The organism is Pseudomonas trivialis (assembly GCF_036864995.1).
GTDB classification, from domain to species: domain Bacteria; phylum Pseudomonadota; class Gammaproteobacteria; order Pseudomonadales; family Pseudomonadaceae; genus Aquipseudomonas; species Aquipseudomonas trivialis.
This window is the reverse complement of the sequence record NZ_CP142151.1, coordinates 20,809-41,370: the sequence shown is the minus strand read 5'-3', so window position 1 is coordinate 41,370 and position 20,562 is coordinate 20,809. Positions and strand designations below refer to the sequence as shown.

21 protein-coding genes and 1 pseudogene are annotated in these 20,562 nt (G+C 62.8%); 9 read left to right on the top strand and 13 right to left on the bottom strand.

All coding sequences use genetic code 11. The features are described 5' to 3' along the window. A complete protein-coding gene (locus VRB54_RS00200; protein WP_231422192.1) occupies window positions 1–1,002 on the top strand; it encodes an LLM class flavin-dependent oxidoreductase in 1,002 nt (333 codons plus the stop codon). A 59-nt stretch (window positions 1,003–1,061) separates the two neighbouring features. Here VRB54_RS00200 and VRB54_RS00195 read toward each other — a convergent pair whose 3' ends face one another. Next, on the bottom strand, window positions 1,062–1,286 hold the full coding sequence (locus VRB54_RS00195) for a DUF1161 domain-containing protein (protein WP_209986784.1): 225 nt from the start codon (window positions 1,284–1,286) through the stop codon (window positions 1,062–1,064). Between the two features lie 115 nt (window positions 1,287–1,401). Continuing rightward, a complete protein-coding gene (locus tag VRB54_RS00190; RefSeq protein ID WP_003233668.1) occupies window positions 1,402–1,614 on the bottom strand; it encodes a dodecin in 213 nt (70 codons plus the stop codon). 157 nt (window positions 1,615–1,771) lie between these two features. Between VRB54_RS00190 and VRB54_RS00185 the strand changes: the two genes are divergently transcribed. Continuing rightward, entirely contained in the window at window positions 1,772–2,098 is a 327-nt protein-coding gene (locus tag VRB54_RS00185) for a DUF883 family protein (RefSeq protein WP_034101663.1), read from the top strand. On the opposite strand, the gene VRB54_RS00180 is transcribed toward VRB54_RS00185, so the two are convergent. Then, window positions 2,095–2,994: a LysR family transcriptional regulator gene (locus VRB54_RS00180; protein WP_338479074.1), complete on the bottom strand. Its 900-nt coding sequence runs from the start codon at window positions 2,992–2,994 to the stop codon at window positions 2,095–2,097. The two genes, VRB54_RS00185 and VRB54_RS00180, sit on opposite strands and share 4 nt — an antisense overlap. 110 nt (window positions 2,995–3,104) lie before the next feature. On the opposite strand from VRB54_RS00180, the gene trpB reads away from it, so the two are divergent. From trpB to VRB54_RS00165, 3 genes and pseudogenes are all read left to right on the top strand, one after another. Further along, window positions 3,105–4,331, top strand: a complete 1,227-nt coding sequence (gene trpB, locus VRB54_RS00175; RefSeq protein WP_338479073.1) for a tryptophan synthase subunit beta — start codon at window positions 3,105–3,107, stop codon at window positions 4,329–4,331. Then, window positions 4,331–5,140, top strand: a complete 810-nt coding sequence (gene trpA / locus VRB54_RS00170) for a tryptophan synthase subunit alpha (RefSeq protein WP_338479072.1) — start codon at window positions 4,331–4,333, stop codon at window positions 5,138–5,140. Before trpB ends, trpA begins: the two co-directional genes overlap by 1 nt. A gap of 134 nt (window positions 5,141–5,274) precedes the next feature. Continuing rightward, window positions 5,275–5,705, top strand: a pseudogene (locus VRB54_RS00165) (RcnB family protein). A gap of 232 nt (window positions 5,706–5,937) precedes the next feature. On the opposite strand, the gene VRB54_RS00160 reads toward VRB54_RS00165, so the two are convergent. The 6 genes from VRB54_RS00160 to VRB54_RS00135 form a co-directional block, all read right to left on the bottom strand. Beyond that, window positions 5,938–7,242, bottom strand: a complete 1,305-nt coding sequence (locus VRB54_RS00160) for an MFS transporter (protein WP_003233649.1) — start codon at window positions 7,240–7,242, stop codon at window positions 5,938–5,940. Window positions 7,243–7,351: 109 nt separating this feature from the next. Beyond that, window positions 7,352–8,500 carry a galactonate dehydratase gene (dgoD, locus tag VRB54_RS00155; protein WP_003233648.1) on the bottom strand — a complete coding sequence of 383 codons (1,149 nt, stop codon included), beginning with the start codon at window positions 8,498–8,500 and terminating at the stop codon, window positions 7,352–7,354. A 48-nt stretch (window positions 8,501–8,548) separates the two neighbouring features. Beyond that, the gene (locus VRB54_RS00150; RefSeq protein ID WP_209986771.1) at window positions 8,549–9,169 is read right to left on the bottom strand and encodes a 2-dehydro-3-deoxy-6-phosphogalactonate aldolase; all 621 of its coding nucleotides are present in this window, start codon (window positions 9,167–9,169) and stop codon (window positions 8,549–8,551) included. A 1-nt stretch (window position 9,170) separates the two neighbouring features. Next, a complete protein-coding gene (locus VRB54_RS00145; protein ID WP_338479071.1) occupies window positions 9,171–10,136 on the bottom strand; it encodes a 2-dehydro-3-deoxygalactonokinase in 966 nt (321 codons plus the stop codon). A 103-nt stretch (window positions 10,137–10,239) separates the two neighbouring features. Further along, complete coding sequence (locus VRB54_RS00140; protein ID WP_322212231.1) at window positions 10,240–10,569, bottom strand: DOPA 4,5-dioxygenase family protein; 330 nt, start codon at window positions 10,567–10,569, stop codon at window positions 10,240–10,242. Between the two features lie 31 nt (window positions 10,570–10,600). Beyond that, the gene (locus tag VRB54_RS00135) at window positions 10,601–11,551 is read right to left on the bottom strand and encodes a choline sulfate utilization transcriptional regulator (RefSeq protein WP_338479070.1); all 951 of its coding nucleotides are present in this window, start codon (window positions 11,549–11,551) and stop codon (window positions 10,601–10,603) included. Between the two features lie 103 nt (window positions 11,552–11,654). Here VRB54_RS00135 and betC point away from each other — a divergent pair, with 103 nt between their 5' ends. The 3 genes from betC (at window position 11,655) to VRB54_RS00120 (ending at window position 15,779) form a co-directional block, all read left to right on the top strand. Then, on the top strand, window positions 11,655–13,169 hold the full coding sequence (gene betC, locus VRB54_RS00130) for a choline-sulfatase (protein ID WP_338479069.1): 1,515 nt from the start codon (window positions 11,655–11,657) through the stop codon (window positions 13,167–13,169). Window positions 13,170–13,187: 18 nt separating this feature from the next. Then, window positions 13,188–14,102, top strand: coding sequence for a choline ABC transporter substrate-binding protein (gene choX / locus VRB54_RS00125; RefSeq protein WP_338479068.1), 915 nt, complete (start codon window positions 13,188–13,190; stop codon window positions 14,100–14,102). Window positions 14,103–14,210: 108 nt separating this feature from the next. Further along, window positions 14,211–15,779 carry a SulP family inorganic anion transporter gene (locus tag VRB54_RS00120; protein WP_338479067.1) on the top strand — a complete coding sequence of 523 codons (1,569 nt, stop codon included), beginning with the start codon at window positions 14,211–14,213 and terminating at the stop codon, window positions 15,777–15,779. A gap of 24 nt (window positions 15,780–15,803) precedes the next feature. Here VRB54_RS00120 and aroE read toward each other — a convergent pair whose 3' ends face one another. After that, window positions 15,804–16,622 carry a shikimate dehydrogenase gene (gene aroE, locus VRB54_RS00115; protein WP_338479066.1) on the bottom strand — a complete coding sequence of 273 codons (819 nt, stop codon included), beginning with the start codon at window positions 16,620–16,622 and terminating at the stop codon, window positions 15,804–15,806. Further along, window positions 16,622–17,554, bottom strand: coding sequence for an oxygen-dependent coproporphyrinogen oxidase (gene hemF, locus VRB54_RS00110; RefSeq protein WP_122457146.1), 933 nt, complete (start codon window positions 17,552–17,554; stop codon window positions 16,622–16,624). Before hemF ends, aroE begins: the two co-directional genes overlap by 1 nt. Before the next feature lie 161 nt (window positions 17,555–17,715). On the opposite strand from hemF, the gene VRB54_RS00105 reads away from it, so the two are divergent. Beyond that, window positions 17,716–18,693 carry an NADPH:quinone reductase gene (locus VRB54_RS00105; RefSeq protein WP_338479065.1) on the top strand — a complete coding sequence of 326 codons (978 nt, stop codon included), beginning with the start codon at window positions 17,716–17,718 and terminating at the stop codon, window positions 18,691–18,693. Between the two features lie 97 nt (window positions 18,694–18,790). Here VRB54_RS00105 and VRB54_RS00100 read toward each other — a convergent pair whose 3' ends face one another. Both VRB54_RS00100 and dprA read right to left on the bottom strand, forming a co-directional pair. Next, window positions 18,791–19,348 carry an L-threonylcarbamoyladenylate synthase gene (locus VRB54_RS00100; protein WP_057006224.1) on the bottom strand — a complete coding sequence of 186 codons (558 nt, stop codon included), beginning with the start codon at window positions 19,346–19,348 and terminating at the stop codon, window positions 18,791–18,793. A 59-nt stretch (window positions 19,349–19,407) separates the two neighbouring features. Continuing rightward, the gene (gene dprA / locus VRB54_RS00095; RefSeq protein WP_338479064.1) at window positions 19,408–20,511 is read right to left on the bottom strand and encodes a DNA-processing protein DprA; all 1,104 of its coding nucleotides are present in this window, start codon (window positions 20,509–20,511) and stop codon (window positions 19,408–19,410) included. Window positions 20,512–20,562: the final 51 nt, after the last annotated feature.

The following is a 20,562-nucleotide window of genomic DNA, read 5'->3' as shown; positions in this document are numbered from 1 at the left end:
ATGAAATCGCTGTCCGACGTAAAGTTCTCGACCCTCGACCTGGTGCCTGTGCGCGCCGATGGCAGCCCGGCGCAGTCGCTGCGCAATTCCCTGGACTTGGCCCAGCACGTGGAAAAATTCGGCTACAACCGTTTCTGGGTGGCCGAGCACCACAACATGGACGGCATCGCCAGCTCGGCCACCTCAGTCTTGCTCGGCTACCTGGCCGGTGGCACCTCGACCATCCGCGTCGGCTCCGGCGGCGTGATGCTGCCCAACCACGCACCGCTGGTGATCGCCGAACAGTTCGGCACCCTCGAAAGCCTCTACCCTGGCCGCATCGACCTGGGCCTGGGTCGCGCGCCCGGCTCCGACCAGATGACCGCCCGTGCCCTGCGCCGTGAGCGCTCCGGCAGCGCGGATGACTTCCCGCAGGACGTGGCCGAACTGATGGCCTACCTCGGCCCACGCACCCCCGACCAGCGCGTGATCGCCGTGCCCGGCACCGGTACCCATGTGCCGGTATGGCTGCTTGGTTCAAGCCTGTTCAGCGCGCAACTGGCCGGTGAGCGCGGTTTGCCCTACGCCTTCGCCTCCCATTTCGCACCGCGCCTGATGCACGAGGCGGTGCGCGTCTACCGCAATCACTTCCAGCCTTCAGCCGTGCTGGACAAGCCCTACGTGATGCTCGGCATTCCGCTGGTGGCTGCCGACACCGACGAACAGGCCGAGTACCTGGCCACCTCGATGTACCAGCGCATCCTCGCGTTGATGCGCGGGCAAAGCCTGGTGCAGCGCGCACCGGTAAACACCATGGATGGCCTGTGGCTGCCCCACGAAAAAGACGCGGTGGGCAGCTTCCTCGGCCTGGCCATGGTCGGCGGCCCGGCGAAAATCCGCGCCAGGCTGGAGGTGCTGATCGAGCAGACCGGCGCCGACGAGCTGATCTTCACCAGCGACCTGTACGAGCATGCCGACCGGATTCATTCCTACGAGCTGCTGGCGCAAGTGATGAAGGGCTGAACCCCAGGCGTAAAAAAACCGACGCACCTGCGTCGGTTTTTTATGTCTGGAGCACGAGATTAACCGCGCTTGTAGACGATTTCCTTGGTGCCGCCTTCACAGCTGCCAATCACTTGGGCATCGGCCGCGGCGCCTTTCTCGACAACATCCAGCGAATAATGCTGAACGCCTTTAGCATCGAGCTTCGCTGCGAGTTCGCTTTTCAGCTCATCACAAGGCTTGCCCGCCGCCAGAGCTGTGCCCGCAATGCTCAACAAACCTACTGCCAACAGAAACTTTTTCATCCGTTACTTCCTTGCGCTGATCAAATTGAGCGTGCCGACGCCTATGGCGTCGGCACCCAATGTGTGTAGCGCAGGTTATGGCAATCGGCCAGCGAGCAAAGTTCAACTCACCCGATTAACTACTGGCAATACGGAATCCCACCTTGAGGGTGACCTGATAATGGGCAACCTTGCCGTTCTCGATATGACCACGGGTTTCAGTCACCTCGAACCACTCCAGATGCGTCAGGCTTTTGCTGGCTTCAGCCAATGCGTTGTTGATCGCATCTTCAATGCTGGTGGTGGACGAACCCACCAGTTCGACTTTCTTGTAGGTGTGATTACTCATGGCGTTTCTCCTAAAGGTCGTCAATCAAGACTAGCAGTGAATGTTCTTACTGCTTCAGGCGACCATTCGCAGGAGAAAGTTCAGAATTACTGCACTTTCTGAAACAGGCGCAGTCGGTATCTACACACGCCACTCAATCACTTTCAGGAGAGTTCACATGGCCAACACTTCTTTACGCAAAGCGTCGCTGGAAAGCATGGAAGCCGAGATTTCGAGCCTGCTCAAATCCCTTGAGAGCCTCAAGGATGACGCGTCCGATGAGTCGCGCAAAACACTGAAGGCCCTGAAAAGCAATGCCGAGAACGCCCTCAAGCACTCTCGCCACCTGATCACCGATGCCTACGAAGAAAGCAAAGTCAAACTGCGCGAAACCGGTGTTGCTACCCGTGACTACGCACAAGAGCACCCATGGACTACTGCCGGTGTTGCCGTAGGCGCACTAGGTCTGTTGGCGGCCTACCTGCTGTGCAAACGCGGTGACTAATACGTGGTCTGACGCGCCAGCTCAGCCTTGAGCCACTGCGCCAATTGCCCTGCGCGCCCGTCTGCGGCGCGCTTGGGCAGCCACAACGCCAGGTGCGCCGGGGTTTCACTGAAACCCCATGGCGCCACCAGCCGACCCGCACGCAGGTCCTCTGCCACCAGTGGCTGCGGTGCAATTGCCACCCCAAGTCCCGCCACTGCTGCTTCCAGCAAATAATACAAATGCTCAAACCCCTGGCCGAGTTTCAACGTGCCGGGCTCGATGCCGTGTGGCTGCGCCCAACTGGGCCAGGCTTGCGGGCGCGAGGTGGTGTGCAACAGGGGTTCGCCACACAAGGCTGAAGCCGGGGCCTGGCGCAGTCTTTCGTAACCGGCATAACGCGGGCTCATGACCGGCCCGATGCGTTCGCTGGCCAGCTCGAACACCTGCATGTCGGCCGGCCATGGCGGCTCGGCAAACACCAGCAGGGCATCAAGACCGGGTCGACGCGGATCGAGATCACCATCACCCGCTGAGAGGTGCAGGCGCAGGTCCGGCAGATCGGCGTTCAAGCGGCCCAAACGCGGGATCAGCCAGCGCGCGAGCAAGCTGCCCGAGCAACCCAGCACGAAGGGTGCATCAGCGCTGTGGCGGGTCAATTCGTTGCACACATCCCTGAGCCGTTCGAAGGCCTCGGCACTCACATCACGCAGCCGTACGCCTGAATCTGTGAGTTTAAGGCCACGACCCTCCTTGACGAACAGGCTGACGCCCAAGTGTTCTTCGAGCACTTTAAGCTGGCGACTCACCGCACCGTGGGTCACATGCAGCTGCTCGGCTGCCTGGCTGACGCTGTTTAGCCGCGCTGCGGCTTCAAACGCGCGCAGGGCATTGAGCGGTGGAAGGTCTCGGCTCATCTGTGAGTTTTCCTGACAGGTTGCGGCGATCTTATCGGTTTTCAGCCTGGAGCGTGAGGGGTAGAGTGGACCTCATTGCATCTCTCAACCCCTTTTTCCTGGAGCGTCCCATGATTGAGTCCCAGACCGACCTGCGCAACGGCCCAGACCTTAACGGCCTGTTTGGCGGCTTCGGCGGCCGCTACGTTGCAGAAACCCTGATGCCGTTGATCCTCGACCTGGCCCGCGAATACGAAGCGGCCAAGATCGATCCAGCTTTCAATAAGGAACTGGCCTACTTCCAGCGCGACTACGTCGGACGCCCTAGCCCGCTGTACTTCGCCGAACGCCTGACCGAATTCTGCGGCGGCGCCAAGATCTACCTCAAGCGCGAAGAGCTCAACCACACTGGCGCGCACAAGATCAACAACTGCATCGGCCAGATTCTGCTGGCGCGGCGCATGGGCAAAAAACGCATCATCGCCGAGACCGGCGCCGGCATGCACGGCGTGGCCACCGCCACCGTGGCTGCGCGCTTTGGCCTGCAATGCGTGATCTACATGGGCACCACCGACATCGAGCGCCAACAGGCCAACGTGTTCCGCATGAAATTGCTGGGCGCTGAAGTCATCCCGGTGGTGGCCGGCACCGGCACGCTGAAGGACGCGATGAACGAAGCGCTGCGCGACTGGGTGACCAACGTCGAAGATACCTTCTACCTGATCGGCACCGTGGCCGGCCCGCACCCTTACCCTGCCATGGTGCGTGACTTCCAGGCCGTGATCGGCAAGGAAACCCGCGACCAGATGCAAGCCCAGGAAGGCCGCCTGCCGGACAGCCTGGTGGCGTGCATCGGCGGCGGTTCGAACGCGATGGGCCTGTTCCACCCGTTCCTGGATGACAAAAGCGTGGACATCATCGGCGTCGAAGCGGCCGGCCACGGCATCGAGACCGGCAAACACGCCGCCAGCCTCAACGGCGGCGTACCTGGCGTATTGCACGGCAACCGCACCTTCCTGTTGCAGGACGACGACGGCCAGATCATTGACGCCCACTCGATTTCCGCAGGCCTGGACTACCCCGGCATCGGTCCGGAACACGCGTGGTTGCATGACATCGGCCGCGTCCAGTACACCTCGGTGACCGACGACGAAGCCCTCGAAGCGTTCCACAAATGCTGCCGCCTGGAAGGGATTATCCCTGCGCTGGAAAGCGCCCATGCCCTGGCCGAAGTGTTCAAGCGCGCACCGAACCTGCCCAAGGACCACCTGATGGTCATCAACCTGTCGGGCCGTGGCGACAAAGACATGCAGACCGTGATGCATCACATGGAACAGTCCAAGCAGGAGAAACACTGATGAGCCGCCTGCAAACCCGCTTTGCGCAGCTGAAAGAACAGAACCGCGCCGCCCTGGTGACCTTCGTCACCGCCGGCGACCCGGGGTATGACGCTTCGCTGGCGATCCTCAAAGGCCTGCCTGCGGCGGGCGCCGATGTGATCGAGCTGGGCATGCCCTTCACCGACCCGATGGCCGACGGCCCGGCGATCCAGCTGGCGAACATCCGCGCGCTGGAAGCCAAACAGAACCTGGCGAAAACCCTGCAGATGGTGCGCGAGTTCCGCAAGGACAATAACGACACGCCGCTGGTGTTGATGGGCTACTTCAACCCGATCCACAAATACGGTGTGCCGACGTTCATCAGCGACGCCAAGAACGCCGGGGTCGATGGCCTGATCGTGGTCGACATGCCGCCCGAGCATAACGCTGAGCTGTGCGACCCGGCCCAGGCTGCCGGCATCGACTTTATCCGCCTGACCACGCCGACCACCGACGATGTGCGGCTGCCTACCGTGCTCAACGGCAGTTCCGGCTTTGTGTACTACGTGTCGGTGGCCGGTGTGACCGGTGCCGGCGCCGCCACCCTGGAACACGTCGAAGAAGCCGTGACTCGCCTGCGCCGCCATACCGACCTGCCGATCAGCATCGGTTTTGGTATCCGCACGCCGGAACAGGCCGCTGCCATCGCTCGCCTGGCGGACGGTGTAGTGGTGGGCTCGGCATTGATCGACCACATCGCCAACGCCAGCAGCCATGAGCACGCTATCGATGGGGTATTGAGCCATTGCGCGGCGCTGGCCGAAGGCGTGCGTAACGCGCGTAAGTAAGCGTCCCGTCAGCGGTAAGTAAAGTTCCTGATACAGAGGAATCAACCCGCGCGGGCACGGCCTAAACAGCAAGACCCAGGGATTTCGAACCTCGTTCGAAATCCCTTTTTTGTGTGTGCCCTGAGGAATCCCCGATGAAAATGCCCAAATCCGTGATTGCAGGTCTCGGCGTGCTGGTACTCGGCGCCAGCGCCTTGGTGCACGCCGCGCCGCCCGACCCGCGCGGCGAAGGCCCGGGTCGTGACGGCCCGCCGGGGCCCCATGAACAACGTGGCCCGCAGGACGACCGCCGAGGCGGCCCACCCCGGGATTTCGGCCCGGTACGCCAGATTATCCACGACAACCACGACCAGTTCGCACGCGGCGCGCCACCGCCACCGGACGTGCGCCTGGAACGCGGCCGACCATTGCCCCCGGCTACTACGGCGAACGCCTCGGCCCTCGCGAACTGGAGCGCCTGCCGCGCTACGATGGTTACGAATGGCGCCGCTCCGGCCCGGACGTGGTGTTGATCGCAGTGGGCACCGGCATCGTCTACGAGATCCTTGCCAACGTACTCAACTAAGCAGGCTTTTGTGGCGAGCGGGCTTGCCCTAATGCTGTTCAGTTAAGTGCAGATTCCCTGTGGCGAGCAGGCTTGTCCTGCGTTGGGCTGCGCAGCAGCCCCAAAACCAGGCGCTTAGCCGTATCAGGTACACCGCGTTTTGCTGGATTGGGGGCGCTTCGCACCCCAACGCGGGGCAAGCCCGCTCGCCACAACACAAAAAGCCCGCCCGCCACCGCTGGCGGGTCAAGGTTTACAACTCGATCCGCTCGACCTTGCCCACCAGCAGCACGTAAGACAACGCGCCAAGCAGCGCCAGCACGGCGATGTAGGTTATTGCCGGCGCAAACGAGTCGCCGCTGGCCAGAAAGCCGATCACGATTGGCGTGGCAATCGCCGACAGGTTGCCGATGAAGTTGAACACCCCGCCCGTCAGTCCCAGCAAACGCGCAGGCGCCAGGGTGGACACCAGCGACCAGGTGATCGACGCCAGGCCATTGCCGAAGAACGCCAGCGCCAGGAAGGCAATCACCCACGCCGTAGAGTCCACGTAGTTGGCGCCGATAATCGCAGTGGAAATCAGTAGCCCGCTGATGATCGGCAACTTGCGTGCAAAACCCACCGACGCTCCCCGGCGGATCAGCCAGTCGGAAAAGATCCCGGAACACAGCACACCGACAAACGCCGCGAGAAAGGGCAGCGAGGCCAGCAGGCCGGACTTGATGAAATCCATGCCACGGTACTTCACCAGGTAAGTGGGGAACCACGTCAGGAAAAACCACAGCGTGGAGTTCAGGCAGAACTGGCCCAGGTAGATGCCCCAGAGTTTGCGCTTGCTCAGCACAATGCCCAGGTCGACCCAACTGAACGGTGCCTTTTTGGTTTGCGCCTGCATGTCTACCAGGCCGCCGCCGTCGCGGATCAGTTGAATTTCCGCCGCATTGGCGCCGTTGAAATCCTTCGGCTCGCGGTACACCGCGTACCAGATCAGCGCCCAGAGGATGCCCACGCCGCCGGTAGCAACAAACACCATGTGCCAGCCGAACCGGTGTTGCAGCCAGGCCAGCACCGGCGTCAGAAACGCCAGCCCGACGAACTGCCCCGAGGTATAAAAGCCAATCGCCGTGGCGCGTTCGCGTTCGGGAAACCAGGTGGTCACCACACGGCTGTTGATCGGATAGGCCGGGGCCTCCAGCGCGCCGACCGCCATGCGCAACACAAACAGCGCGATAAAACTGGCGGCAAAGCCCAGCATCACCGTGGCAATCGACCACAACAGCAAGGCGGCGGTGTAGAGGATGCGCGGCGGCACCCGGTCGACCAGCCAGCCGCCGGGAATCTGCATGGCAGCGTAGGTCCAGCCGAACGCGGAGAAGATCAGCCCGACATGCACCGGGTCGATGCCCAGGTCGCTGGTCAAAGCTGGCGCGGCAATCGACAGGTTGCTGCGGTCCAGGTAGTTGATCACCACGGTGATGAACAGCAGCAGGCCGATGAAGTAGCGCTTTCGGCTAGGCGTGACGAGAGAAGCCTGTCCGGTGAGGGATTCAGGTTGCATGGGAGTGCCTCTTTTTATGTTTATTGAGGACGGGTCTTACTGGAAAAACACAGTACATGTGGGAGCTGGCAAACCAGCTCCACACTGACGGCCATTCATCAGTAAGAAATCACCACTCGGCAAAACTGCCGTCGGCATGGCGCCAGATCGGGTTGCGCCAGCGGTGGCCGATGGCCGCGCGTTCGATCACGTATTCCTCGTTGATCTCGATGCCCAGGCCCGGGCCGTTGGGGATCTTCACAAAGCCCTGGTCATAGTCGAACACGCCCGGGTCGCGCACGTAGTCGAGCAGGTCGTTGCTCTCGTTGTAGTGAATGCCCAGGCTTTGTTCCTGGATAAACGCGTTGTAGCAGACCGCGTCCAGTTGCAGGCAGGCCGCCAGGGCAATCGGGCCCAGCGGACAGTGCAGAGCCAGGGCCACGTCGTAGGCTTCGGCCATGTTGGCGATCTTGCGCGTCTCGGTGATGCCGCCCGCGTGGGAGGCATCCGGCTGGATGATGTCGACGTAGCCTTCGCTGAGCACACGCTTGAAGTCCCAGCGCGAGAACAGGCGCTCGCCCAGGGCAATCGGGGTACTGGTCAGCGGCGCCAGCTCCTTGAGGGCTTCATAGTTTTCGCTGAGCACCGGTTCTTCGATGAACATCAGCTTGTACGGGTCCAGCTCCTTCATCAGCACCTTGGCCATGGGCTTGTGCACGCGGCCATGGAAGTCGACGCCGATGCCCACGTTGGGGCCGACCGCATCACGCACAGCCGCCACGTTAGCCAGGGCCAGGTCGACTTTGTCGAAGCTGTCGACGAACTGCAGTTCTTCGGTGCCGTTCATTTTCACGGCGGTAAAGCCACGGGCCACGGCCTCTTTGGCGGCACGCGCGGTATCAGCCGGGCGGTCGCCGCCGATCCACGAATACACGCGAATCTTGTCGCGCACCTGGCCGCCGAGCAGGTCGCTCACGGACACGCCGAGGGCCTTGCCCTTGATGTCCCACAACGCCTGGTCGATACCGGCCAGAGCACTCATGTGCACGGCGCCGCCACGGTAGAAGCCGCCGCGATAGAGCACGGTCCAGATGTCTTCGATATTGCGTGGGTCTTTGCCGATCAGGTAGTCGGACAGTTCTTCAACGGCAGCCGCCACCGTGTGGGCACGGCCCTCGACCACCGGCTCACCCCAGCCGGTCACGCCCTGGTCGGTCTCGACCTTGAGGAAGCACCAGCGCGGAGGGACGATAAAGGTCGTCAGTTTGGTGATTTTCATCTGTTATCTCTCTTATCGATGCGGCGCCTGCGGGCGCGGAACTTGATATCAGCTCAGGGCTTTCCAGGCGGCGACATACGCCTGGGCGCGGCTCGCGACCTGATCCACTGTCATACCCGGTTTGAACAACCCGGAACCCAACCCGAAACCCTTGGCGCCGGCGTCGCTGAACACCTGCATGTTGTCCGGGGTGATGCCGCCCACCGGCAGCAGCAGGGTGCCCGCCGGCAATACCGCGAGCCACGCCTTGATCACCGCCGGGCCCATTTGCTCGGCCGGAAACAACTTCAGCACATCGGCGCCTTCGGCCAATGCCGCGAACGCTTCGGTGGGCGTCGCCACACCCGGCGACAGGTACAGGCCGGCCGCTTTTGCCGCACGCAATACCTTGGCATCGCTGTGGGGCATAACGATCACCTGGCCGCCGGCCGCCTTGACCTGCTCGACCTGTTCCGGCGTCAACACCGTGCCGGCACCGATCAGGCAATCGGCGGGCAAGGTGTCGCGCAGCGTGCGGATGCTCGTGTAGGGGTCGGGCGAATTGAGCGGCACTTCGATCACGCGAAAACCGGCGTCGTACAGCACCAGACCGATGGCCAGGGCTTCGTCCGGACGTACGCCGCGCAGGATCGCGATCAAACCGTTTTGTGCCAGTGCGTGCTTGAGCATGTCAGGCCTCCGTTGCTGGTTGAGTGAGCCCGGCCGCCACGGCCAATTGCCACAGGCCGCGCTCGGTGGCTTCCTGCGCCAGGCTGACATGGGCGAAGCCGCAGAGGGCGAGGGCGCGTTGATAGCGGGTGCAAAGAGCAGCAGCGCCGACCAGGATGATCGGCTGGTGTTTTGCGCTGCCTGGCAGGCCGGCGAGTTCATGGCCGATCATCAGGCCGGAAAGATAATCCGCTTGTTGCTCGGCCGAGAGTTCGGCGGTGAGGCCCAGGGTACGGGCGCTGAACAGGGTGGACAGCAAACCGCGCTGGCCATCGGCCGACAGCGCCACGTGTACGCCTCGGTCAAAGGCTTGGGCCTGGAACTGTTCGCAGGGCTGTTGGGTACGCCCCAGAATGCTGTGTTTGCTCAATATCGCGAACAGCTCGCCGGTCATGAAGGTGTCGAAGTGGGTAATGCGGCCATCGACCACCTTGACCCATTTGCAATGGCTGCCGGGCAGGCCGATCAATACGTCAGCGCCCGCCGGCAGGCTTTGCAGCACGCCCAGCACCTGGGTTTCTTCACCGCGCATCACATTGGGCAAGCCGTCCGGCTCGATCACACCGGGCACGATGTGCACCTCCACACCACGCAGGCTGCGCACCCGGTGCAAGGCCTGGCCCAGGCTAGACACATCGACGGGTGTAGCGCGATAGGCCGCTTCGCTCCAGCCCTGGGCGCTGCCGACCATGCCGCAGGCGATCACCGGCAGATGGGGCGCAGCGTCGAGCCAGTCGCCACAGGCGGCGTCAAAGGCCAGCTCGAAGCCATCGGTGCAGCGCACACCGGCGATATCGCGGGCCTCGGTGGGCAAATGCATGATGCCCGACGCCAGCGCACGCTGTTCCAGCACCGCGCCTGCGGGGCCGAGTTTGTAAGCACGAAGGGAGCTGGTCCCCCAATCGAGCGCGATCAATTGCGCCTGCATCGCTTCACCTGAGTGTTCTGAGCGGATGGGCGAATATAAACCCAAGGCGGCGCGAATCTCAATATATAAATATCTGTCCCATATATAGGGAATAAACGGCTATTTATTTAAATGCGCTCAGGTTCAGCTCACGCATCGCCCCCATCCAGATCGCGTAGTCGGTGTGGTCCTTGAGGTCGTCACCGGTATCAGGATGCAGGAACACCACCAGGCCATTGCGATGGATCACCAGCCAGGGCAGCACCACACCGATGTATTCGACGTCGAACGCCAGCTGGCAGCTCCAGTCCGGGTGCGGGCCCACCGGTCGTTGGTGCATGCGCCCCATGCGCAGCGGGAACAGCGCGGCGGCGTCTTCACACAATGTGCGGGCCTGATCGAGAGTGTCGGCGTCGAAGTAGATATGGGCGTGATAGCCCTTGATGCGTTGCATGGCGGCCTCCGCAGCGGATGTGCGCCAAATGCTAGACGGCAATCGAGGGCAGGGCCAGTCCGGTCAGCGATTGCGCGCTGCTGGCCTGCTCCGCCAGCAACCAGTCGACAAATCGCTCGACCAGTTGTCCGCGTCGTTTACGCTGGGGCTGCACCACGTAGTAGCCGAAGCGCGAAATCACCGTGTCGCTGATCGGCCGGCACAGCCAGTTCTGCTCAAGCAGGTTATCCACCAGATGCCGCCAGCCGATGGCCACGCCCTGGCCGGCAATCGCCGCCTGGATCAGCAGGGTGTAGTTGTCGAAACGCAACTGGCCGGGCGTGGGCGCTGCGGCAATCCCCAACTCGCGGAACACGCCAGCCCAATTGAACCATTGGCTGGTGGTCTCCTGACGCAGGTGCAGCAGCGGGTACTCGGGCAAGGTCTGCACGCTCAGTGGCCGGGCCTGGTCCTTGAGCCACTGGGGGCTGCACACCGGGAATACTTCCTCGTTGAATAGCCACAGGCTGTCGCCCTGCTTGAAGCGGCCGTCGCCAAACAGCACCGCCACGTCGATGTCGCTGCGCAGGCTGGCGTGGTTGCGTTCGCTGGTCACCAGGCTCACGTCCACCTGCGGGTAGGCTTCATGAAAGCGATGCAGGCGCGGCATCAGCCAGTAGGCGGCGAAGGCAAAGTCGGTGGCCACCTGCAGCACTTCGTGCTGGTCCTGCTGGGTGATCGCGCTGAGGCCCTGATTGATGCCCTGCAAGCCGCCCTGCACATGCTCGAACAACAGCGCGCCGGCGTCAGTCAGTTCAATGCCGCGGTAGATACGATCAAACAGGCGGATCGCCAGCTGTTCTTCGAGGCGTTTGATCTGCTGGCTGATCGCCGGTTGGGTGGCGCCCAATTCCATCGCCGCCGCTGTAAAGCTGCGGTGACGCGCAGCGGCTTCGAAGGCGCGCAGCAGGTCGAGGGACAGGTCGCCGAGGGCTTCATACATAAGCTGTGCTTATCCTAGACATTGCTTTTCATGGGCTTTACCCCACTTTTCATGGGCTGCATGCTCGCTGGCATAAACACCGCCTATGGAATGCCGATAGATCATGAAGCGCAAGAACATTCTTTTCATCATGGCCGATCAAATGGCCGCGCCGATGCTGCCGTTCTACGGACCTTCTCCAATCAAGCTGCCCAACCTGAGCCGTCTTGCCGCCCAGGGCGTGGTGTTCGACGCCGCCTATTGCAACAGCCCGCTGTGTGCACCGTCGCGCTTCACGCTGGTCAGCGGCCAGTTGCCGAGCAAGATCGGCGCCTACGACAACGCGGCGGATTTTCCCGCCGATGTGCCGACCTACGCCCACTACCTGCGCCGCCTGGGCTACCGCACCGCGCTGTCGGGCAAGATGCACTTTTGCGGCCCCGACCAGTTACACGGTTTTGAAGAGCGCCTGACCAGCGATATCTACCCCGCCGACTACGGCTGGGCGGTGAACTGGGACGAACCGGATGTGCGCCCCAGCTGGTTTCACAACATGTCATCGGTGCTGCAGGCCGGCCCCTGCGTGCGCACCAACCAGCTGGATTTCGACGAGGAGGTGGTGTTCAAGGCCCAGCAGTACCTGTTCGACCACATTCGCGAGGACGGCGACCGGCCGTTCTGCCTCACCGTGTCGATGACCCACCCTCACGACCCGTACACCATTCCCAAGCCGTTCTGGGACCTGTACGACGACAGCGACATCCCGTTGCCCGTGACGCCTGCGCAGAGCGACCTCGACCCGCATTCCCAACGCCTGCTCAAGGTGTATGACCTGTGGGACAAGCCGCTGCCGGTCGACAAGATCCGCGATGCGCGCCGCGCCTACTTCGGCGCCTGCAGCTACATTGACAGCAACGTCGGCAAGCTCCTGCAAACCCTGGAAGACACCGGCCTGGCCGACGACACGATCATCATCTTTTCGGGCGATCACGGCGACATGCTCGGCGAGCGCGGCCTCTGGTACAAAATGCACTGGTTTGAAATGGCTGCCCGCGTGCCGTTGCTGGTGAGTGCGCCAGGGCAGTTCGCCGCCGGCCGCGTCAAGTCGGCTGTGTCCACCGCCGACCTGATGCCCACCCTGGTGGAACTGGCCGGCGGCGCACTCGACCCGCGCCTGCCGCTGGACGGCCGCTCGCTGGTGTCGCACTTGCAAGGGCAGGGCGGGCACGACGAGGTGTTTGGCGAATACATGGCCGAAGGCACCATCAGCCCCTTGATGATGATTCGCCGGGGCGCCTGGAAATTCATCTACAGCGAAGACGATCCGTGTCTGCTGTTCGATGTGCACAACGACCCGCACGAGCGGGAAGACCTTGCCCAGTCACCGGAACACCGGCCGCTGTTCGAGGCGTTTTTGACAGAGGCGCGGGCCAAATGGGACATCCCGGCGATCCACCAGCAGGTGCTCGCCAGCCAACGCCGTCGTCGCCTGGTGTTCGAGGCACTGACCCAGGGCAAGCTCAAGAGCTGGGACCACCAGCCGCTGGTCGACGCCAGCCAGCAATACATGCGCAACCACATCGACCTCGACGACCTGGAGCGCAAGGCACGTTATCCACAACCCTGCCAGAACCAATAAACAGACAGAGGGAAGGTCATGCAAAAGTTGACGGTGATATTGAGCATTCTGGCGCTGGCCAGCGCCAATGCGTACGCGGACACAAGTTGCGAAACGGTAAAAATGGCTGATCCGGGCTGGAGCGACATTGCCGCGACCAACGCCATTACCGGTTTTTTGCTGACGGGCATGGGCTACAAACCCAAGGTCGACACCCTGGCGGTGCCGATTACCTTTGGCGGGCTCAAGGACGGCAAAGTGGATGTATTCCTCGGCAACTGGATGCCGGCGCAGCAAGGCTTTTACGACAAGTTCGTGGCCAATGGCGATGTGGTGCAACTGGCGAAAAACCTCGACGGCACCGAGTTCACCCTGGCCGTGCCGGATTATGTGTGGGATGCGGGGGTGCATGATTTTGCCGACCTGAACACATTCGCCGACAAGTTCGACAAGAAGATTTACGGCATCGGCTCCGGCGCGCCGGCCAATATCTCGCTGCAGGAGGTCATCAAGAAGAACGACTTCAACCTGGGCCAGTGGAAGCTGATCGAGTCGAGTGAACAGGCGATGCTCGCCGAAGTGTCGCGGGCGGTGAAGAAGCAGCGCTTCGTCACCTTCCTTGGCTGGACGCCGCACCCGATGAACGTGCAGTTGAAGATGCATTACCTCAAGGGCGGCGAGAAGTACTTTGGCGACACTGGCAGCGTGTACACCCTGACCCGCAAGGGTTATGCGCAGGCCTGCCCGAACGTGGGGAAACTGCTGACCAACCTGAGTTTTACCCAGGACATGGAGAACAGCATCATGGCGCAGGTGGCCAACGACAAGGTCAGCAACGCCGAGGCCGCGAAGACGTGGATCAAGGCCAACCCTGCGGTGCTCGACAAGTGGCTTGATGGGGTGAAGACCGTGGATGGCAAGGACGCGTTGGCGGCAGTCAAAGCCCAGCTCTAAAGCCCCAACGCTGCCCCTTTGTGGGAATGGGCTTTTGTGGGAGCCAGCTCCCACAGGGGCATGTGGGTGCTGATAATCTTGAGTCAAACCTTTCAAGCCGAGTTACAGATGCCCCGGCCCACTCGCTACACACTCTTTCCCTTCCTCGCCTGGCTGGCGAATCAAACCCGCGCGAGCGTCGGACGGGACGCAATGGTCGGTCTCAGCGGCGCCGTACTTGCCCTGCCACAGTCGATTGCCTACGCGCTGATCGCCGGCCTGCCACCCGAATACGGCCTGTACGCAGCAATCATCCCGGTGCTGATCGCCTGCCTGTGGGGTTCGTCCTGGCACCTGATCTGCGGGCCTACGGCGGCTATTTCCATCGTCCTCTACGCCAGCGTCAGCCCATTGGCCGTGCCGGGCTCGCGGGACTACATCAGCCTGATCCTGCTGCTGACGTTCCTGGCTGGCGTGTTCCAGTGGCTGCTCGGCCTGTTGCGCTTCGGTGCGCTGGTGAATTTCGTCTCGCACTCGGTGGTACTCGGCTTCACCCTCGGCGCCGCCGTGGTCATCGCACTGGGGCAACTGCCCAACCTGCTGGGGCTTGAACTGCCGAGCCAGACCACCGCCCTCAACAGCCTGCTGGCGTTGATCGAACATCGCGGCGAGTGGGACCACGCCTCGCTCATCCTGGGCCTCGGCACCTTGCTGCTGGGCGCGTTGCTCAAGTACCGGGTGCCGCGCTGGCCGACGCTGTTGATCGCCCTGACCCTGAGCAGCCTGGCCGCGTGGCTGTGGCCGGCGATGTTCGGGCACGTAGCGCGAGTGAGTGGGTTTATCGGCAAGCTGCCACCGTTAAGCCCGCTGCCGATGGACCTGGACGTGATCCTGCGCCTGCTGCCCGGCGCCGTGGCGGTGGGCATGCTGGGGCTGGTGACCAGCCTGTCGATTGCGCGCGCCTTGTCGGCGCGCTCGCAGCAATTGCTCGATGCCAACCAGGAAGTTCGTGCGCAGGGTTTATCCAATATGGTCGGCGGATTTTTTTCCGGCTATTTGTCGGCCGGTTCCTTCACGCGCTCGGGTCTCAACCTTGAGGCGGGCGCCTGCTCACCACTGGCCGGGGTATTTTCGGCGCTGTGGGTGGCGTTGTTCGCGTTGTTTGGGGCGGCGTTGATCGCCCGGATTCCGATCCCGAGCATGGCGGCGAGCATTCTGCTGATTTGCTGGGGCCTGGTGGACCGTCGCGCTATTGGCGCATTGTTCCGGGTCAGTCGCGCGGAATTCGTGGTGATGAGCCTGACACTGCTGGCGACTTTGCTGCTGGAGTTGCAGACGGCAATTTATGCGGGGGTGCTGGCCTCGCTGTTTTTCTACCTCAAGCGCACGTCACAACCCAGCGTCCAGCACTGGCGCGACGGTGAAGATGATGTGCTGCGGGTGGGCGGCTCGATCTTCTTTGGTGCCAGCCATTACCTGCAGGTGCGCCTGCAACGACTCGCGGGGAAGCGGGTGGTGATCGAGGCGCAGCAGATCAATTTCATCGACTATTCGGGGGTGGAGATGCTGCACCAGGAAGCACGGCGGTTGCAGGGGTTGGGACGCAGCCTGACCTTACGCCGGGCTCGGCCCCAGGTGGTAGAGGAGCTGAGAAAGCTGGCAGGCGCCGAACGTTGCCCCATCCTTTTCGAAGACTGAGCCCCTCCCATAATTGGATGGGTGTCAGGCCAACTGTCGGCGCAGTTCAGCCAGCACCGGCGCCGAGTCAGGGCGCACACCGCGCCACAGGAAGAATGCTTCGGCCGCTTGCTCAACCAGCATGCCCAGGCCATCCATCGCGACCGCCGCATGGTGTTCACTGGCCCAGCGACAGAACGCAGTAGGCTGCTGGGCATACATCATGTCGTAGCAGAACGTCCTGCCCGGCTCGATCAGGCTGCCCGCAATCGGCGGTACATCGCCTGACAGGCTGGCCGAGGTGGCGTTGATGATCACGTCCACCGGCTCACGCAGCCAATCGAAACCGCTGGCCGACACAGGGCCCAAATCGTCGAACAACTCGGCCAGTGATTCGGCTTTCTCCACGGTGCGGTTGGCGATGATCAGCGAGGCGGGTCGCTCGGCCAGCAATGGCTCCAGCGCACCACGCACCGCGCCACCGGCGCCCAGCAACAGGATGCGTTTGCCTTTCAGCGTCAGCCCGGCGTTGACCGTGAGGTCGCGCACCAGGCCGGCGCCATCGGTGTTGTCGCCCAGCAAGGTGCCATCGCCCAGTTGGCTCAGGGTGTTGACCGCACCGGCGCGCCGCGCCCGCTCGGTCAGGCTGCTGGCCAGGCGGAACGCCTCTTCCTTGAACGGCACGGTGACATTGGCGCCCCGCCCCTGCAGGAAAAACTCACGGGCACAGCCAGCGAAATCCTCCAGTGGCGCAAGCAGGGTGCTGTAGTCCAGTTGCTCGCCGGTCTGCTCGGCGAACATACGGTGAATCAACGGCGACTTGCTGTGGCCGATGGGGTTGCCGAACACCACATAACGGTCCATCACAGTGCTGCCTTGGGCGGCGCAATACCCAGCCAGTCGCGGTCCTGCAGGAAGTAGTCGGTGAGGCGCGCTTCTTCACTGCCGGCCTCGGCCTTCCAGTCGTAGCTCCAGCGCACTTGCGGCGGCAGCGACATCAGGATCGACTCGGTACGCCCGCCCGATTGCAGGCCGAACAGGGTGCCACGGTCGTAGACCAGATTGAACTCGACATAGCGGCCCCGACGGAATTCCTGGAATTGGCGCTGCTGCTCGGTGTACGCCATGGCCTTGCGGCGCTGCAGGATCGGCAGGTAGGCGTCGATGTAGGCATTGCCGATGGCCTGCATGAACGCAAAGCAGGTGTCGAAATCCCACTCGTTCAAGTCATCGAAGAACAGCCCGCCGATACCGCGCGGCTCGTTGCGATGCTTGATGTGGAAGTAGGTGTCGCACCAGGCTTTGTAGCGCGGGTACACGTCCGGGCCGAACCGCGCGCAGGCTTCTTCGGCCACGCGGTGCCAGTGGATGCAGTCTTCCTCAACGCCGTAGTAGGGCGTGAGGTCGAAGCCACCACCGAACCACCACACCGGCTCTTCGCCTTCTTTTTCAGCGATGAAAAAGCGCACGTTGGCGTGGGACGTCGGCACATGCGGGTTGTGCGGGTGGATCACCAGCGACACCCCCAGCGCCTCGAAGCCGCGACCGGCAAGCTCCGGACGGTGTGCGCTGGCGGAGGGTGGCAAACCGCTGCCGAATACGTGGGAAAAGTTGACGCCGCCTTTTTCGATCACCGTACCGTTCTCGATCACACGGGTGCGCCCGCCGCCGCCGGCAGGCCGGGTCCAGGCGTCTTCGATAAAGCGAGTGTCCGTCTCGAAAGCTTCCAGAGCGCTGCAGATGCGGTCTTGCAGATCAAGCAGATAGGCTTTGACAGCCTCGGTGCGGGTAGTCATGAGGTCACCTTGAATCGGGCAAAGCAGCGCGAAGCCATGGGGCGTCGGCGGCAAATGGGCGCACAGGATAACACTGCACCTGCTGCCGCCGCAGTTGACGAAGGTCACGCTTAGGAGTCCGATAGGAGGCTACGCGAATTCGAACCTGAGGAGATGTGCAGATGGCCAAACGTATCCAGTTCAGCGCCCATGGCGGCCCCGACGTGCTCGAGTACGTGGACTACACGCCCGCAGAGCCCGGCCCACAACAGGTACGGGTGCGCAATGAGGCCATCGGCCTGAACTTCATCGACACCTATTTCCGCAGCGGCCTCTACGCACCGCCGGCCTTGCCATCGGGACTGGGTGCAGAAGGCGCGGGCGTGGTCGACGCGGTGGGCAGCGAAGTCAGCCAATTCAAGGTGGGCGACCGCGTGGCCTACGGCAGCGGGCCGCTCGGCGCCTACAGCGAACTGCATGTGCTGCCGGCCGCCAACCTGGTGCACCTGCCGGACGACATCAGCTTCGAACAGGCGGCCGGCGCGATGCTCAAGGGCCTTACCGTGCAATACCTGTTGCGCCAGACCTATGAGGTGAAGGCGGGCGACACCATTCTGTTCCACGCAGCTGCCGGTGGCGTGGGCTCCCTGGCCTGTCAGTGGGCCAAGGCTCTGGGCGCGAAGCTGATCGGCACCGTCAGCTCGCCGGAAAAGGCTGCACTGGCCAAATCCCTCGGCGCCTGGGCAACCATCGATTACAGCAAGGAAAACGTCGCACAGCGTGTGCTGGAATTGACCGACGGCAAAAAGGTGCCGGTGGTGTACGACGGCGTGGGCAAGGACACCTGGCTGACGTCTCTGGACAGCGTGGCGCCACGGGGTCTGGTGGTGAGCTTCGGCAATGCGTCGGGTGCCGTGGACGGGGTGAACCTGGGAATTCTGTCGGCGAAGGGCTCGCTGTATGTCACCCGGCCGACGCTGGCGACTTATGCCGGCAACGCGAAGGACTTGCAGGTGATGGCCGATGACCTGTTTTCGATGATCAAGAGCGGCAAGGTGCGCATTGATATCAACCAGCGCTATTCGCTGGCGGAGGCGGCGAAGGCGCAGACAGAGCTGTCGGGGCGGCGCACTACAGGGTCGACTATTTTGTTGCCTTGAGGGCCTCATCGCGGGCAAGCCCGCTCCCACCTGTTGACCGAGTTGGAATGCAATCAAGTGTGGGAGCGGGCTTGCCCGCGATAGGCGCGACGCGGTCTCAGGAAGGCCGCACCACCTCACCCGTGACCAGGTTGCGAATCAGGCTCGGGTTCTTGCGCCCACCCAACGCGCCCCCCAGCACCCGATCCACCTGCCCACGAAAATACTGCTCCACGCGAATCCGCGAGCGGGCGGCCGGGCGGCCCTGGGGGTTGGCCGAGGTGGAAATCAACGGACCCACCAGCGAGCACAGGTCCCGCACCAGCGGGTGATCGGTGACCCGCAGCGCCACCGTGTCGTGCACACCGGTCACCCATTCCGGCAATAAATCCTGATGAGGCACCAGCCAGGTGTTCGGCCCTGGCCAGGTGCTGGCCATGCGGTCGATCCAATCCTGCGGGAAGTCTTCGAACAGAAAGTCGAACTGGCGAATCGTGTCCGCCACCAGAATCAGGCCCTTGTCCACCGAGCGGTTCTTGATCGCCAGCAGGCGGTCCACCGCTTCTTCGTTCCACGGGTCACAGCCCAGGCCCCAGACGGCTTCGGTTGGATAGGCAATCACCGCGCCTGCGCGAATTTCCCGTGCGGTTTCCAGCACACGCCACCTGTTGACCATTTGCTCACTCTCCAGACAAAAGCTCTGCGCAGTTTACCGATCTTCCTTACAAAACCCAGCTACAAAGCCTGGCAGCGCGCAAGCCAACGCCCGCTTTCGCAGATCACCTGACCTTCGAGCTCCAGCTCCGTAAGGGTGGCGAGTACCTGGGATAACGGCCGTCCGCTGGCAATCGCCAAGGCCTCGCTGGTGTGCGGCGCGGCATGCAGCAACGCTACCAGCGGATGGGTGACCGGCAACGGCGCAGGGCGTGACAAGGCCTGCCAGCCACGCAATCCTTCGAGGATATGCTCGATGGTTTCAACCAGCACCGCGCCATCGCGGATCAACTGATGACAGCCTTTGGCCCCGGGATGATGGATGGATCCTGGAATCGCATAGACCTCGCGCCCTTGCTCGGCCGCCAGTTTCGCCGTGATCAGCGAACCGCTGGCCATGCTCGCTTCCACCACCAGCACCCCCAGGGACAGGCCACTGATGATGCGATTGCGCCGCGGGAAGTTGCCGGCCTGGGGCGCAGCGTCCAGCGGGAACTCGGAAACCACGGCGCTGCCCTGGTCAATCATCGCGGCGGCGAGTCGCCGGTGGCGCTGTGGATAAAGATTTTCCAGGCCGGTGCCGAGCACGCCGATTGTCTGGCCTCCCACGTCCAGTGCGGCCTGATGCGCAGCGCCATCAATGCCCAGGGCCAGGCCGCTGGTGATGACAAAACCGGCGCTCGCCAGGCTGCGGGAAAACGCGGCAGCGGTGTCCATGCCGGGGCGCGAAGCACGACGGCTGCCAACCATCGCCAGTTGTGGTTTTTCCAGGATCAGCGGGTCGCCGGCGACGAATAACAGCGGTGGTGCGCTATCGATCTCGGCAAGCAAGGCGGGGTACTCGGGTTGGTCCCACATCAGTAAATGCTGGCCCGCACGCTCAAGCCAGGCCAATGCCACAGCGGCGCCCTCACGGATTTCAGGGCTGCGCCGAGCGTCGGCGCTGCTGGCCGGCAACCCGAGTGAACGCCAGGCACTGGCCGGCGCACTGATGGCGCTGGAGGCCGAGCCGAACGCTTCGATCAGCCGGTGGAAACGCTTCGGGCCCAGTTCCGGCAGCCGGTGCAGGCGTAGCCTTGCTTCCAGTTCAGATGGGGATATTTCGTTGCGGTTTATCGCGAGCATAGGATCATCCTTGACCGGAACAACTTGTGGATAACTCTGTTGGTAACTTAT

Bases quoted from the DNA above. Each gene is read 5' to 3' on its own strand.
- VRB54_RS00200 (WP_231422192.1), top strand. From the start codon at position 1: ATGAAATCGCTGTCCGACGTAAAGTTCTCGACCCTCGACCTGGTGCCT.
- VRB54_RS00195 (WP_209986784.1), bottom strand. From the start codon at position 1,286: ATGAAAAAGTTTCTGTTGGCAGTAGGTTTGTTGAGCATTGCGGGCACA.
- VRB54_RS00190 (WP_003233668.1), bottom strand. From the start codon at position 1,614: ATGAGTAATCACACCTACAAGAAAGTCGAACTGGTGGGTTCGTCCACC.
- VRB54_RS00185 (WP_034101663.1), top strand. From the start codon at position 1,772: ATGGCCAACACTTCTTTACGCAAAGCGTCGCTGGAAAGCATGGAAGCC.
- VRB54_RS00180 (WP_338479074.1), bottom strand. From the start codon at position 2,994: ATGAGCCGAGACCTTCCACCGCTCAATGCCCTGCGCGCGTTTGAAGCC.
- trpB (WP_338479073.1), top strand. From the start codon at position 3,105: ATGATTGAGTCCCAGACCGACCTGCGCAACGGCCCAGACCTTAACGGC.
- trpA (WP_338479072.1), top strand. From the start codon at position 4,331: ATGAGCCGCCTGCAAACCCGCTTTGCGCAGCTGAAAGAACAGAACCGC.
- VRB54_RS00160 (WP_003233649.1), bottom strand. From the start codon at position 7,242: ATGCAACCTGAATCCCTCACCGGACAGGCTTCTCTCGTCACGCCTAGC.
- dgoD (WP_003233648.1), bottom strand. From the start codon at position 8,500: ATGAAAATCACCAAACTGACGACCTTTATCGTCCCTCCGCGCTGGTGC.
- VRB54_RS00150 (WP_209986771.1), bottom strand. From the start codon at position 9,169: ATGCTCAAGCACGCACTGGCACAAAACGGTTTGATCGCGATCCTGCGC.
- VRB54_RS00145 (WP_338479071.1), bottom strand. From the start codon at position 10,136: ATGCAGGCGCAATTGATCGCGCTCGATTGGGGGACCAGCTCCCTTCGT.
- VRB54_RS00140 (WP_322212231.1), bottom strand. From the start codon at position 10,569: ATGCAACGCATCAAGGGCTATCACGCCCATATCTACTTCGACGCCGAC.
- VRB54_RS00135 (WP_338479070.1), bottom strand. From the start codon at position 11,551: ATGTATGAAGCCCTCGGCGACCTGTCCCTCGACCTGCTGCGCGCCTTC.
- betC (WP_338479069.1), top strand. From the start codon at position 11,655: ATGAAGCGCAAGAACATTCTTTTCATCATGGCCGATCAAATGGCCGCG.
- choX (WP_338479068.1), top strand. From the start codon at position 13,188: ATGCAAAAGTTGACGGTGATATTGAGCATTCTGGCGCTGGCCAGCGCC.
- VRB54_RS00120 (WP_338479067.1), top strand. From the start codon at position 14,211: ATGCCCCGGCCCACTCGCTACACACTCTTTCCCTTCCTCGCCTGGCTG.
- aroE (WP_338479066.1), bottom strand. From the start codon at position 16,622: ATGGACCGTTATGTGGTGTTCGGCAACCCCATCGGCCACAGCAAGTCG.
- hemF (WP_122457146.1), bottom strand. From the start codon at position 17,554: ATGACTACCCGCACCGAGGCTGTCAAAGCCTATCTGCTTGATCTGCAA.
- VRB54_RS00105 (WP_338479065.1), top strand. From the start codon at position 17,716: ATGGCCAAACGTATCCAGTTCAGCGCCCATGGCGGCCCCGACGTGCTC.
- VRB54_RS00100 (WP_057006224.1), bottom strand. From the start codon at position 19,348: ATGGTCAACAGGTGGCGTGTGCTGGAAACCGCACGGGAAATTCGCGCA.
- dprA (WP_338479064.1), bottom strand. From the start codon at position 20,511: ATGCTCGCGATAAACCGCAACGAAATATCCCCATCTGAACTGGAAGCA.